The sequence below is a fragment of the Streptomyces qinglanensis genome (assembly GCF_900111245.1).
GTDB classification, from domain to species: domain Bacteria; phylum Actinomycetota; class Actinomycetes; order Streptomycetales; family Streptomycetaceae; genus Streptomyces; species Streptomyces qinglanensis.
The window spans coordinates 25808-38776 of sequence record NZ_FOGO01000021.1 but is presented as its reverse complement, the minus strand read 5'-3'; the positions used below and the strand labels follow the sequence as shown (position 1 = coordinate 38776).

The window sequence follows — 12969 nt, the reverse complement described above, 5'->3', positions numbered from 1 at the left end:
TCGCCCGCTTACCGTCTCCTGGTGTCCGACGACCTCTCCCCGCGCCGATTGCGGGCGTTCGTGGCCGTTGCCGAGGAACTGCACTTCACGCGCGCCGCGGCCCGGCTGTTCGTGGCCCAGCAGGCGCTCAGCCGGGACATCCGCGCGCTGGAGCGCGAGTTGGGTGCCGTGCTGTTCGTGCGCAGCACCCGGCAGGTGGAGCTCACCGCGGAGGGGGAGCGGCTGCTCCCGTACGCGCGCCGGATCCTGGCCGCCCACGACGAACTGGCGGCCGCCTTCGCGGGGGACGGTGCGCCGGGCGGTCGGCCGCTGGCTGTCGATGTGGCGGCTCCGGTCTCCACCGGGCAGCGGGTGCTGGAGGCGGCGCGCGAGGCGGCCCCGGCCGTCGAGTTCGTCGCCCGCTACTACAGCGGGCTGACCGCGGCCGCCGCCGACCTCCTCGCCGGGCGGCTCGATGTCGCCTTCGGCCGTGTCGCCGGGCTGCCGCCCGATACCCTCACCGGCCTGGAGCACGCCCTGGTGCGCTACGAGCGGGCGGCCGTGCTGCTGCCGGAACGGCACCGCCTCGCCGGGCTGGACGAGGTGCCGCTGGCGGAGCTGGCGGGCGAGACGCTGTACGCCGGTGCCGGGAACGACGGCACCGCCGAGTGGACCTCCTACGCGCGGGCCCTGTTCGCGGAACGGGGCATCCGACTGGCCGCGCCCTTCCCGAAGATCGAGGGGGAGCGGGAGTTCGCACGGGTGGTGCGGGCGAAGGGCTGGTCGGTGCTGGCGACGTCGGTCTTCGTGGGTGTCGAGGGGATGGTCCTGCGGCCGCTGACCGCTCCGGTGCCGCTCTCCCCGGTGTCCATGGTGTGGCGCCGCGGGCTGCGGCACCCCGGCCTGACCGTGCTGCGGGAGGCCGCACGCGGGTCGGCAGCGGCCGAGGACTGGTTGCGGCGTCCTCCGGACGGCTGGCTCCCGGTCCAGGACGAGGCCCTTCACTGTTGACCGCTGACCGCTGACCGCTGACCGCTGACCGCTGACCGGCTCACCCGCGCCGGCCGGCGGCCGGGGCCGACTGCCCGTGGCAGGTCAGGCGTTGGCGCCCGCGTCCACCGTGAACACCGAGCCGGTGATGCCTGCCGCTTCCGGACCGGCCAGGTGGGCCACCATGGCGGCGATGCCTTCGGGGGTGCCGTAGCGGCCGAGCGCGGTCAGGGCGCGCTGGGCGTCGGCCTGGGAGCTGTCGGCCGGGTTCATCTCGGTGTCGGTGGAGCCGGGCTGGATCAGGTTGGCCGTGATGTCGCGGGCTCCCAGATCACGGGCCAGCCCGCGGGTCAGGCCGCCGAGTGCGGACTTGGAGGCGGCGTAGAGCGTGATGCCGGGCCGCGGAACGCGCTCGGCCAGGTTGCTGCCGATCGTCACGACGCGCCCTCCGGCCGTCATGTGCGCGGCGGCGGCCTGGGCGGCGAGCAGCGCCGCGCGCACATGGATCGCCAGCGTGCGGTCGATCTCCTCCACCGTGATGTCCTCCAGCGGGCCGTTCGGGAAGATGCCCGCGTTGTTGACGAGGATGTCGAGGCGGCCGAACTCCTGCGCCGTGCTGCGCACGGCTGCCACCGGGTCGGTCGCCGACGCGCTGTCGGCCCGGACGGCGAGGGCCCGGCGTCCGGTGGTGCGGAGGTCTGCGGCGACCTCGGCCGCCCGTTCCTTCGCGTCGACGTAGGTCAGTGCGACGTCCGCGCCGTCCGCCGCGAGGCGCCGGGCGACGGCCGCGCCGATGCCCCTGCTCCCGCCGGTGACCAGTGCTGCTTTGCCGCTGAGGGGGAGTGTCGCTGCAGACGTCATGGCTGTCCTCGTTCCGATGCGGAGGGCGGAGTCGCGCACCCACTTCTCTGTAGTGAGTGATACATAATTAAGGCAGCGAGTATCCTCGGTCGTCAAGACCTTTCGGTATCGAGCGCTAAATAAGTTCGTCGTCACGGCGCCCGGCGGTTGGCCCAGCACGGCGGCACACCACGGCCACACCACGGCACACGGCGGCACAGGACGGCACGCAACGGCAGGAAGGAGGCCGGGATGGCCACACGCGGACGGCCGCGCGCCTTCGACCGGGACGCCGCTCTCGAACGGGCGATGCACGTCTTCTGGGAGCGCGGGTACGAGGCGACCACGATGGCCGACCTCACCGCGGCCATGGGCATCCGGCCGCCGAGCCTCTACGCCGCCTTCGGCTCCAAGGAGGGCCTCTTCCGCGAGGCGGTCGCGCTCTACGGCCGCACCGAGGGCGCCCGCACCCGCCGGGCGCTGTCCGAGGCGCCCACGGCCCGCGAGGGAGTCCGGCAGGCGCTGCGCGGCAACGCCTGTGCGTACACCGCCGCCGGCAAGCCTGCCGGTTGCATGGTCGTCCTCGCCGCCACCAACTGCACCCCCGAGAACGACGGGGTCCGGGCGCTGCTCGCCGAGGACCGCCGCGTGATGGAGGGCCGGATCCGGGAGCGGATGGACCGCGGGGTCGCCGAGGGCGATCTCCCGGACGGGGCCGACACCCGCGCACTGGCCGCCTTCTACGCGACCGTCCTGTTCGGCCTCTCGGTCCAGGCCAGGGACGGCGTTCCCCGCCAGGACCTGCTCGGCGTCGTGGAAGCGGCCATGGCCGGCTGGGACACCCTGACGGCCACCGGCACGGCCCCCGCCACCGAGCCGGTCCCCGGCCGGGGAAGCACTCCGTAGCCGGGCCGCGTCGGTCCGGGCGGAGCCGTCCCGCACCGGAGGGAGCCGTCTCCGCACCGGCCCGCGCCCCCGGTCGGACCGGCCGTCCCCGTCACACCGGCCGAGCAGGCCGCTGCGCGCCCTGCTCCCGGGCCGACACGCAGGTGTCGCGCGAGCTCTGGCGAAGGCCCCCCTTTCGGTACATTGAGACGCCAGTGCGTGACCTGCCGGGCGTGCCGACGGCCGCCTCCGAGCTCATGAACCTCGCAGGCGAGGCAACGTGTTCCACCTGAGTGCGCCGATCGTGACCGTGTTCCTCGTCTACGTCGTCGCCGTGCTCGCCATCGGGGTCCGCGCCTACACCCGCACCCGCACCTTCGCCGACTTCGCCCTCGGCGGCCGCAGACTGAGCGCCTACGTCGCCGCGCTGTCCGCCGGGGCCAGCGACATGTCCGGCTGGCTGTTCCTCGCCCTGCCCGGCGCGGTCTACGCGGGCGGTCTCGGCGCCGCCTGGATCGCGGCCGGTCTGGCGGTCGGCACCTATCTCAACTGGCTGTTCGTCGCGCCGCGGCTGCGTACCTACACCGAGCGCGCCGAGAACGCGGTCAGCCTCTCGGCGTACCTGGAGGAGCGGTTCGAGGACCGCACCCGGACGCTCCGGATGGTCTCGGCCGCGGTCACCCTGGTGTTCTTCACCGTCTACGTCGCCAGCGGTCTGGTGGCCGGAGGGCTGCTGTCCAAGTACGTCTTCGACATCCGCTTCGGACTCGGGGTGACCCTGACCGCCCTGGTGATCGCCATCTACTCCTGCCTCGGCGGCTTCCTCGCCGTGAGCCTGACCCATGTGATGCAGGGCCTGCTGATGCTCTGCGCCCTGATCGTGCTCCCGGCGGTCGGCGTCGCGGCGGTCGGCGGGTTCGGCGCACTGGGCTCCACCCTGGGCGACAAGAAGGTGGGCCTGCTCGACATGGGGTCCGACGTCCACTACGCGGACGGCCAGTGGTCCGCGGGCGGAGGGCTCGGCGCCGTCGCGATCGTCTCGCTGCTCGCCTGGGGCCTCGGATACTTCGGCCAGCCGCACATCCTGGCCCGCTTCATGGGCATCCGCAGCATCCGCGCGGTGCCGGCGGCCCGCCGCATCGGAACGGGCTGGGTCGTCCTCGTGCTCAGCGGCGCCACGCTCGTCGGCCTGGTGGGCATCGCCGAACTCGACAGGCCGCTCTCCTCCCCGGACACGGTGTTCATCGTGCTGAGCCGGACGCTGCTCGACCCCTGGGTCGCCGGGGTGATGCTGGTCGCCGTGCTGGCCGCCGTGATGTCGACCGCGGACAGCCAGCTCCTCGTGTCGTCCGTGGCCCTGACGGAGGACTTCTACCGCGCGTTCCTCAACCGGCGCGCCTCGGACAAGGTGCTGGTGCGGGTCGGCCGCGGCGCGGTCGGCGTGGTGATCCTGGCGGCCTTCGCGATCGCGCTCCGAGGCGACGGGCTGCTGAGCATCGTCGCCTACGCCTGGGCGGGCTTCGGGGCCGCCTTCGGCCCCGTCGTCCTCCTCTCGCTGTACTGGCCGCGGATGACCTGGGCGGGGGCCATGGCCGGGATCGTGTCGGGTGCCGCCACGGTGCTCCTCTGGAAGCGGATCAACCCCCTGCTCGGACCGCTGGAGTCGGGCCTCTACGAGATGGTCCCGGGCGTGCTCGTCGCCACCTGTGCCGCACTGCTGTTCGGCAGGTTCGTCGGCCGGCCGCCCAGGCGCGCCTTCTGGCGGATGCCCGGCGGCGGCATGAGCCAGTTGATGCTCAGTCCGTTCCTCCGCCACGCGCCGGTCGGCATCGCCGTTCTGGACTCGGACCTGCGCTACGTCTGGGTCAACGAGACACTGGACCGCCTGGTCCCGCTGGAACAGCGGCTGGGGCGGCAGATCAGCGAAGTGCTGCCCGGCCCGCAGGCGGAGACCTTCGAGGCGACGATGCGCTCGGTCCTGGAGACCGGGGAGCCGGTCATGGACCACGAGTTCCGCGGCCCGCACTACCCGGACCCGTACCGCAAACGCGCGTTCTCCGCCTCCATCTTCGTGATGACGGACCGCCAGGGCCGGCACGTGGGGATCTGGTACATGGTCATCGACGTCACCGAGCGCTGGCAGGCACAGGAGCGACTGGCCCTGCTGAACGAGGCCGCAGCCCGCATCGGCAGCACGCTGGACGTGACCCGCACAGCGCAGGAGCTGGCCGACGAGGCCGTGCCGTCCCTCGCCGACTTCGTCGCCGTCGACGTGCTGGACTCGGTCATGAAGGGCGAGGAACCGGCCCCCGGACCGGTCGGCATGACCCCCGTGCTGCGCCGCGCGGGGCAGCAGTCGGTGCGCGAGGGCTGCCCGGAGGCGACCCGCGCCGTGGGCGAAGTGGTCCAGCGCGCCCCGTCCTCGCCCGTGACCCGCTGCCTGCTGGAGAGCAGAACCCTGGTGGACCGGACGCTGGACCCCGCCACCAGCCCCTGGGTCACCGAGGACGAGTCCCTCGGCGCCTCCATCCGGGCGTTCGGCTTCCGCTCGGTGGTGGTGATCCCGGTGCGGGCGCGCGGCGTCACCCTCGGCGTGGCGACGTTCGCCCGGCCCGCCCACCGGGACCCTTTCGAGGCGGACGACGTGCGGCTGGCCGAGGAAATCGTCTCCCACGCGGCAGTGTGCGTCGACAACGCACGGCGCTTCACCCGCGAGCGCACCGCGGCGCGTTCCATGCAGCGGTCCCTGTTGCCGCAGGAACTGACGGCGGGGAACGCGCTGACGGTGGCCTCGTGGTACCTCCCGGCGGACGTCCCCAGCGGCGTGGGCGGTGACTGGTTCGACGTCATCCCGCTCTCCGGTGCCCGGGTCGCCCTGGTCATCGGGGACGTGGTCGGGCGCGGCATCAACGCGGCGGCGACCATGGGCCGGCTGCGGACCGCAGTGCGCACCCTCGCCAACCTGGACCTCCCCCCGGACGAACTCCTCGCCCACCTGGACGACCTGGTCATCGGCCTCATGGGGGCGCACAGCAGCGAGGAGCCGTCCTCGGCCGAGGACGAGACCGCGGGCACCGCGCTCCTGGGGGCCACCTGCCTGTTCGCCGTGTACGACCCGGTCAGCAGGCAGTGCACTCTCGCCCGGGCCGGCCACCTCCCACCCGTGATCGTGGGCCCGGACGGCGGCGTCGACATCGTGGAACTGCCCGTCGGACCGCCGCTCGGCCTCGGATACCTCCCCTTCGAGTCCGCCGAACGGGAGCTGCCCGAGGGCAGTCTCCTCGCCCTCTACACCGACGGCCTCATCGAGACCTACGACCGGGACTTCGATGTCGGGCTCGCCCGGCTGAGCGAGGCCCTCGCCGTGCCCGGACCCACGCTGGAGACCATCGGCCGCAACGCCCTGGACGCCCTGCTGACCGGCCCGCCGGTCGACGACGCGGCCCTGCTGCTGGCCCGGACCCGGGTACTGCCCGCGGACCGGGTCGTCTCCTGGGACCTGCCCAGCGACCCGGCCGCCGTCGGGCGCGCCCGCGCCGAGGCCGGGGAACAGTTGACGGAGTGGGGTCTGGAGGAACTGACCTTCACCACCGAACTCATCGTCAGCGAACTGGTCACCAACGCCATCCGCCACGCCACCGGCCCGGTCTGCCTCCGCCTGATCCTGGACCGCGGCCTGATCTGCGAGGTCTCCGACGCCAGCAGCACCTCCCCCCGGCTGCGCCACGCCCGCACCACCGACGAGGGCGGCCGGGGCCTGCTGCTGGTGGCCCAGCTGGCGCAACGCTGGGGCACCCGCCACACCGCGACCGGCAAGATCATCTGGACGGAACAGTCCCTCCCCGCCCCTGCGGAGGGGTAGGAACGGCGCCGCGCCTCGTACGACGCTGCGTCCACTCTGTTCGTCGGCCGGGCCATGGCCCGGGGCGCTGGGCGCGCCGCCCCGCGCCAGCCGGCCAGTGGAACCATCAGTAGAACCTGAGCTCCCGCTCCGCCGCGGCCAGTGCTGACTCCCACGGGTACGCCGCCGGATCCTCCTGGCCCGGCGGGTGCGGCCGGTAGCCCTTGCGGCCACGCAGCAGCTTCACTCCGTCCCGCCACCGAAGGTGCTCCAACGCGTCCCGCAGCGAGCGCTGTCGGTCCGTCTCGGAGTGCCAGTACGGCATGGCCAGCACCGGCCTGCTCCGGTAGGACGCCTCGGCCGGTACCGCCAGCGCCGGGTCGGGCGTGATACCCGCCGCCCAGGCACAGGCGTCCGCCGCGGACAGCGGCGCCACGAGCACGACGTCCGCCAACGGCAGGGGCTCGGACCGCCAGGGTGCGTCGTACCGGTGCCGGACCGGGTGGCCGGTCAGCTCCTCCAGTCCGGGCAGTTCCGTCTCCAGCCACCGGGCGGCGGCCGGCGTGAGAAGCAGATGCACGTCCCAGCTCCGCCGCTGCGCCGATCGGATGGCGGAGCCGATCTGCTGGACGGGGGCGGCGGCGCTTGCGCTGAGGTGGAGAACGGTGGACACGGGGAGCAGTCCATACGCCGGGCAGGGGAACTGGCAACCCGCGCAGTCGGTGCGGGCCCCCTGGGGCGCAGGAGGCGGGTCCGGCGGCAGGACGGGAACCTCATGTCCCCTCCGCCGGTGCAAGGACGTCATCGCGCGGCCAGCCGGTCCAGCGCCGCCCGGCTCTCCTCGTCCGCCGCCCGGCAGATCATCACCCGCTGGTCCGTGTCCTGAAGGGGCATGAGGACCTCGAAGTGCACGGCGAGCGCGCCGACGTCGGGATGCCGCATCATCTTCCGGCCCCGGCCGTTGACCTTGACGTCCCGTGCGCCCCACAGGCGGGCGAATTCGTCGTCCCGGGTGCGGAACTCGGTGATGAGGTCGCTCAACGCCTGATCGTCCGGGTGCGCGGCCCACGCGGCGCGCAGGTGCGCGACCCCCTCCCGCACGACGCGTTCCCGGTCGACGTAGCACTCCCGGATCTCCGGATGCATCAGGCACAGCCACATCGCGTTGCGCCGGGGCGGCGGCAGGGTGCCGAAGTCCAGCAGCAGCCCCGTCATGGCCTCGTTCCAGGCCAGGATGTCGAAGCGGTGGTTCATCACCATGGCCGGCAGCGGCCCCAGGTCGGCGACCAGCCGGGCAAGCGGTGGCGCCGCCGCCGTGGCGGGCCGGTCGGTCCCGCGGGGCCGCTGCCGGGCCAGGTCGAAGAGGTAGGCGCGTTCGTCGGGGGCCAGCCGCAGCGCGCGGGCCAGTGCCTCGGCCACTGCCGCCGAGGGCCGCAAGCCGCGGGCCTGCTCCAGCCGTACGACGTAGTCGACGCTGACCCCGGCCAGCTCGGCGACCTCCTCGCGGCGCAGCCCCGGAGTCCGCCGGGACCGCCGAGGCGGCGGCAGGCCGACGTCGTGCGGGTCCAGGCGCTCGCGCCGGGTCCGCAGGAATGCGGCCAGCTCCTGGGTCGGGTCCACGGTGGGCGTCTTCATGCCCGTTCCAACAACCAGGGTAGGACCGGCCTTCCCAGGAACCGCCTTCCCTTACCCCCGGCGAGCGGCGGTCACAGGCTTGTCCTCGACGGCGGAACACGAGCACAGGAGGACACGATGCCGCTCACTCTCGACACCTACCGACTGCTGGGACGCTCCGGGCTGCGGGTGTCACCGCTGGCGCTGGGCGCGGCGACCTTCGGCACCGAATGGGGCTGGGGCGCCGAGCCGGACGAGGCCCGCAAGCTCTTCGACCTCTACGTCGAGCGCGGCGGCAACTTCATCGACACCGCCACCACCTACACCGAGGGCAGCTCCGAGCGGCTGCTCGGCGCATTCGCCCGGGACCGGCGCGAGAGCCTGGTGCTGGCGACGAAGTACACGACGCTGCGCCGCCCCGGCGACCCGAACTCCGGCGGCAGCCACCGCAAGAGCCTGTTCGGCTCGGTGGAAGCGAGCCTCCGGCAGCTCGGTACGGACTACATCGATCTGCTCTACCTGCACGTGTGGGACTTCACGACACCCGTCGAGGAGATCCTGCGCGGCCTGGACGACCTGGTCCGGCAGGGCAAGGTCCTGTACGTGGCGATCTCCAACGCCCCGGCCTGGCAGGTGTCGCGCATGCAGGCCGTCGCCGATCTGCGCGGGTGGTCGCCCCTGGTCGCGCTGCAGATCGAGTACAACCTGATCGAGCGCACCGGGGAACGCGATCTGATCCCCATGGCCCGCGAGATGGGCCTGGGTGTCGTCCCCTACTCGCCCCTGGCCGGCGGGGTGCTCACCGGAAAGTACCGCAGCGGCGACGTGACGACCGCGGACAGCGGGCCCGGCGACGGCACCCGCAAGAGCTTCAACGCGGCCCTGGGCCTGCTCACCGAGCGCAACTTCGCCGTCGCCGAGGTCGTCCGGGAGGTCGCCGGGGAACTGGGCTGCTCACCCGCCCAGGTCGGGCTGGCCTGGACCCTGCAGAACCCGGCCGTGACAGCACCGATCATCGGCGCCCGCACTCCCGCGCAGTTGGAGAACAACCTGGGTGCCTTGGAGGTCGACTTCACCGCCGACCAACTGGCCCGCCTCGACGCCGCCGGCGCGATCGACCTCGGCTTCCCGCACGCCATGCTCGCCGGCGACCACATCCGCAACGTGACCGTGGGCGGCCTGAGGATCGAGTCCCGCCGCTGAGACCCGAGCGGTTCGCGGTGGCGACGGACCGGCCCCGGGGCGTGCGGTGTGCGCGGCCCGGGGCCGGTCCCAGCGGATTCCGGGCGATGCTTTGCATGGTGTGCTCCTCTACGGTCGTCAGTGGCTGCACCCCCTGGGGCGAGAGGGCCCGAACCCCTGTGACACGGCCGCATGTGACCCGCGTCCCACTGCTGTCGGCCGGGGCCGTGCCCGTCGGCGGAAACCCGGGTGGCCTCAGCCCTGCGGCTGGATAGAGTCGCGCTGTGCCCGAACTGCAGCGGCTGCGTGCCGACCACGCCCCGGCGGTCCTGGCCTTCGAACTGGCGAACCGCGCCTACTTCGCCGCCTCCGTCACCGACCGCGGCGACGCGTACTTCGACCAGTTCGCCGACCGGTTCGGCGCCCTGCTGGCCGAGCAGGAGGCCGGTGTCTGCGTCTTCCACGTCCTCGTCGCCGGGGACGGCCCGGTGCTGGGCCGGTTCAACCTGTACGACATCGAGGACGGTGCTGCGGAACTCGGCTACCGGGTCGCACAGCACGCCGCCGGACGCGGTGTGGCGACGTCGACGGTCCGGGAGCTGTGCCGGCTGGCCGCGACACGGTACGGGCTGCGCACACTGCGGGCCGGTACCTCCCGCGCGAACGTCGCGTCCCAGCGGGTGCTGGCCAAGGCCGGATTCGTCCCCGTCGATCCGGCAGACCCGGCAGACCCGGCAGACCTGGCCGCCCCGCTCGATCCGGCCGGCTTCGGCGGTCAGCCGGGCACCTGGTTCCGGCGCGACCTGGACGATGCGAGCCGGGCGGCTGCGGGCCCGCCCGGCCGGTGTTGACCTCCACCTCCGCCGACCGCGGCGACCTCGCAGCCTGGCCATGCCCACCGGGCCCGACCACGCCTCACCCGGCGCCGGGAACAGACCCTGGTCCGGACGGTCAGCCGCGAGTGGCGTCCCAGACCTCGCTCTGCTGGAAGTAGGTGTCGTACAGCTCCTGCACGTCCAGCAGGCTCTCCGGCGGAACCTTGCCGTAGGCGACGCGCTCGAGGTGGCGGAAGTACTCGAAGCGCTCCACCCCCGGAGTGATCACGATGAGGATGTCCGCACTCTCCCCGGGAGCCGCGGCGAAGGCGTGCGGCACGTTCGGCGGGACCACGACGAGGTCGCCCCGGCCCGCCGTGACGATCTGGTCGCCGGAGAGGAGCTGGGCCGTGCCCTCCAGCAGGTAGAAGAGTTCGGCGGAGTCGGCGTGGTGGTGGGGAGCGGCGCCGTTCGCGCCCTCGGTGAGGGTGACCCGTTGGGTGGACAGCGCGCCGCCGGTGGCGCTGCTGTCCGCCAGCAGCCGGATGGTGGTCGGGGCCTGTCCGATGACCTCGGCGTCGGCCTCGCGTACGACGTGGGACCGATCGAAGTCCGGTGGTATGAGGGACATCTGCTCGCTTTCTGGGTGCTGAGGGTGCGGCGGCCTTGCCGCGGAGAGGGTCAGACCGCGAAGAGAAGCACGGCGGAGAGCAGGACGACCGCGGCCGTGGCCGCGTGGATGCCGAAGGCGGCGGCTTTCGTGCCGCCGTTGCGGAGGACGATCACCGTGTCCCCCAGCGGGGTCAGCGAAATCACCAGCATGAACCAGGCCGCGGCTTCGGCGTTCGAGAACGCGAGCAGTGCGAGCCCGAGAAGACCCGAGACGAGGTCGCGCAGCCCCTTGACAGTCAGATACGCGGGGTCGCCGTCCTGCTTCGCCGGGACGCCGTACCCGGCAGCCGCGGCCTGCGGCTGGAAGAAGAACCGCAGACCGATGAAGACGACGAAGAGATCGAGCACCACGGCCAGGCCGTATGCGAGCGGTATGAGCACGTCTCTCTCCCTGAGGTGTGCCGAGGGTGTCCTGTGAGAAGGACGTGGCTCAGGATGCAGCACGGGACCCGGATGATCAATCGTTTGTTCCACATGATCTGAAAACCCCGGAGTTTTCGGTGACGCCTGGGGAATGCGGGTGGAGTCAGGGGACATCGAGATATTTCGGACACTCCGAGGGCGGACTCCGCATCCGGGAGATGCTCTTCACGGATCCTCTCGGCCCGCTCCGCAGCGGCTTGCCGGGCTCCCCTCCCGGAGACGGACCGGCGCCGCCTCACAGATCGTCGGCCGCGCCGTCGGGGCCCGCGAAGACGAGCTGGGTGAGGGTGGTGGGGCTGTAGGGGGCCGTCACGGTGAGCCGGTAGAGACCGGGCCGGGGCACCCGCAGGTCCACGCGGAGCAGGTCGTCGCCGTCCGCGTACGGGCTGCCGTCCCGGCTCCAGCCGTCGCCGTCCAGCGCGGACAGGGTGCACTCGACCCCGGACGGATCGTCCGTACCGGTGATCTCGACCTGCCACTCCGCGCCCGGTACGACGTAGTCCGGCACCTGGATGCCCAGCGCGCCGTCCGCCTGGTCGGGGCCCAGCGGGTCCTCCTCCAGCAGGAAGTCGACGATCGCCAGCCGGGCCGCCTTCCCGCTGGCCAGCGTGCCGTGCTGGAGCGCGAGAGGCACGGACGAGGGGATCAGGGAAGCGGAGGCGCGGTGGACGGTGCCGTCCCCCCGCACCGGGTAGCGGCGGGGTGCACCGTGGCGGTCCCGGATCAGCTCGCCGTCGGTGTGGGTGCGGAAGGAGTACTCCGCCGGCCGGACGACGCCGTCCACCAGCGTCATGGACTCGGCGGTGCGCTGCTGGATGCCCACGAGCTGGCGGTGGCGCGGCAGTGGCTGGGCGAGCAGCTTCTGCCGGAACGCCTCCGCGTCCGCGTCCAGGTCCTTGTCGCCGCCGAGCGCGGCGACGTCCGCGGAGGTCAGGCGGCGGACCTCGGCCCCCTCCTCCAGACACAGGTGGCGGGGGAGCAGATCGTGCACGCCGGGCATGGTCGCGGCCAGCGCGGCGAGCTTGCGGTGCGGCAGAGGCACCGGCGCGCCCTGGACGCCGTTGAGGATGCACGCCGCGTCGACCGCCCCCTGGAAGGGGGTGCCCAGCGTCAGCACGCCCCGGGTGTCGGCGGCGAGTTCGCTGTCGCCGCCGAGCGCGAGCGCGGCGTAGGTGACCAGGCCGCCCATGGAGTGTGCGACGAAGACCAGCCGCGCCTCGCGCTCGTCCACCGCCTGCCGCCTGGCCTCCGCGTGGGCCGGATGCGCACGCCACTCCTCCAGGTGGCGGCGGGCCTCCCGCGCCAGCAGCCGCGCATTGGTCTGCACGGGCAGCCGCCAGTCGTAGGGGAAGGTGCGCAGCGCCCGCGGATGGGCCGCGACCGCTCTCGCGTCCTCGACCAGCCGGGTGTAGGGCTCGACACCGCCGAGGAAGGGGATCCAGGTCGGAAAGCGCAGCAGCCGGCTCGCCCGCACGGACCCGCGCACCCCCGCGCGCTCCGCCTCGGTGACGTGGAGGGAAGCCAGCCCCGACCTGCTCAGCCACGCCTCGGCGAGCCAGCGCGGGTGGGACAGTCCCCACAGCACGTCGCCGTCGGCCGAGTCGACCAGTTCGCTGCCCATGATGCCGGGCACGACGACAAGAGCGTCGTGGGTGAGAGCGGGGGCGGGGACGGGGGGCATGGCGGCGTTCCACTGCGCGCGAGAGGTCATGCCTGCGACGATAGGCA

At 73.0% G+C, this 12969-nt stretch carries 11 protein-coding genes; 5 read left to right on the top strand and 6 right to left on the bottom strand.

The genetic code is table 11. From position 1 onward, the window contains the following. Positions 1 to 21 precede the first annotated feature (21 nt). Positions 22 to 990, top strand: a complete 969-nt coding sequence (locus tag BMX65_RS30320) for a LysR family transcriptional regulator (RefSeq protein WP_075003563.1) — start codon at positions 22 to 24, stop codon at positions 988 to 990. A gap of 84 nt (positions 991 to 1074) precedes the next feature. On the opposite strand, the gene BMX65_RS30315 is transcribed toward BMX65_RS30320, so the two are convergent. After that, positions 1075 to 1830, bottom strand: a complete 756-nt coding sequence (locus tag BMX65_RS30315) for an SDR family NAD(P)-dependent oxidoreductase (protein WP_075003562.1) — start codon at positions 1828 to 1830, stop codon at positions 1075 to 1077. Between the two features lie 231 nt (positions 1831 to 2061). Between BMX65_RS30315 and BMX65_RS30310 the strand changes: the two genes are divergently transcribed. Then, positions 2062 to 2715 carry a TetR/AcrR family transcriptional regulator gene (locus tag BMX65_RS30310; RefSeq protein ID WP_075003561.1) on the top strand — a complete coding sequence of 218 codons (654 nt, stop codon included), beginning with the start codon at positions 2062 to 2064 and terminating at the stop codon, positions 2713 to 2715. 259 nt (positions 2716 to 2974) lie between these two features. Next, positions 2975 to 6556 (top strand): sodium/proline symporter PutP, encoded by a 3582-nt coding sequence (gene putP / locus BMX65_RS34210; RefSeq protein WP_075003560.1) that lies wholly within the window; start codon positions 2975 to 2977, stop codon positions 6554 to 6556. A gap of 106 nt (positions 6557 to 6662) precedes the next feature. Here the strand turns inward: putP and BMX65_RS30300 are convergent, their stop codons facing one another. After that, the gene (locus tag BMX65_RS30300; protein WP_075003559.1) at positions 6663 to 7208 is read right to left on the bottom strand and encodes a flavoprotein; all 546 of its coding nucleotides are present in this window, start codon (positions 7206 to 7208) and stop codon (positions 6663 to 6665) included. A 128-nt stretch (positions 7209 to 7336) separates the two neighbouring features. Further along, on the bottom strand, positions 7337 to 8170 hold the full coding sequence (locus BMX65_RS30295; RefSeq protein WP_075003558.1) for a helix-turn-helix transcriptional regulator: 834 nt from the start codon (positions 8168 to 8170) through the stop codon (positions 7337 to 7339). A gap of 117 nt (positions 8171 to 8287) precedes the next feature. Between BMX65_RS30295 and BMX65_RS30290 the strand changes: the two genes are divergently transcribed. Together BMX65_RS30290 and BMX65_RS30285 are read left to right on the top strand one after the other, a co-directional pair. Further along, on the top strand, positions 8288 to 9352 hold the full coding sequence (locus BMX65_RS30290; RefSeq protein ID WP_075003557.1) for an aldo/keto reductase: 1065 nt from the start codon (positions 8288 to 8290) through the stop codon (positions 9350 to 9352). A 263-nt stretch (positions 9353 to 9615) separates the two neighbouring features. Next, a complete protein-coding gene (locus BMX65_RS30285; RefSeq protein ID WP_075003556.1) occupies positions 9616 to 10182 on the top strand; it encodes a GNAT family N-acetyltransferase in 567 nt (188 codons plus the stop codon). A gap of 100 nt (positions 10183 to 10282) precedes the next feature. Here the strand turns inward: BMX65_RS30285 and BMX65_RS30280 are convergent, their stop codons facing one another. From BMX65_RS30280 to BMX65_RS30270, 3 genes are all read right to left on the bottom strand, one after another. Further along, on the bottom strand, positions 10283 to 10777 hold the full coding sequence (locus BMX65_RS30280; protein ID WP_075003555.1) for a cupin domain-containing protein: 495 nt from the start codon (positions 10775 to 10777) through the stop codon (positions 10283 to 10285). A gap of 50 nt (positions 10778 to 10827) precedes the next feature. Further along, on the bottom strand, positions 10828 to 11199 hold the full coding sequence (locus BMX65_RS30275) for a DUF4267 domain-containing protein (protein WP_075003554.1): 372 nt from the start codon (positions 11197 to 11199) through the stop codon (positions 10828 to 10830). Between the two features lie 277 nt (positions 11200 to 11476). After that, on the bottom strand, positions 11477 to 12952 hold the full coding sequence (locus BMX65_RS30270; RefSeq protein ID WP_239502274.1) for an esterase/lipase family protein: 1476 nt from the start codon (positions 12950 to 12952) through the stop codon (positions 11477 to 11479). Positions 12953 to 12969 lie beyond the last annotated feature (17 nt).

Excerpts from the sequence above, each read along its gene's own strand:
- BMX65_RS30315 (WP_075003562.1), bottom strand. The coding sequence starts at position 1,830 with ATGACGTCTGCAGCGACACTCCCCCTCAGCGGCAAAGCAGCACTGGTC.
- BMX65_RS30310 (WP_075003561.1), top strand. The coding sequence starts at position 2,062 with ATGGCCACACGCGGACGGCCGCGCGCCTTCGACCGGGACGCCGCTCTC.
- BMX65_RS30295 (WP_075003558.1), bottom strand. The coding sequence starts at position 8,170 with ATGAAGACGCCCACCGTGGACCCGACCCAGGAGCTGGCCGCATTCCTG.
- BMX65_RS30290 (WP_075003557.1), top strand. The coding sequence starts at position 8,288 with ATGCCGCTCACTCTCGACACCTACCGACTGCTGGGACGCTCCGGGCTG.
- BMX65_RS30280 (WP_075003555.1), bottom strand. The coding sequence starts at position 10,777 with ATGTCCCTCATACCACCGGACTTCGATCGGTCCCACGTCGTACGCGAG.
- BMX65_RS30270 (WP_239502274.1), bottom strand. The coding sequence starts at position 12,952 with ATGACCTCTCGCGCGCAGTGGAACGCCGCCATGCCCCCCGTCCCCGCC.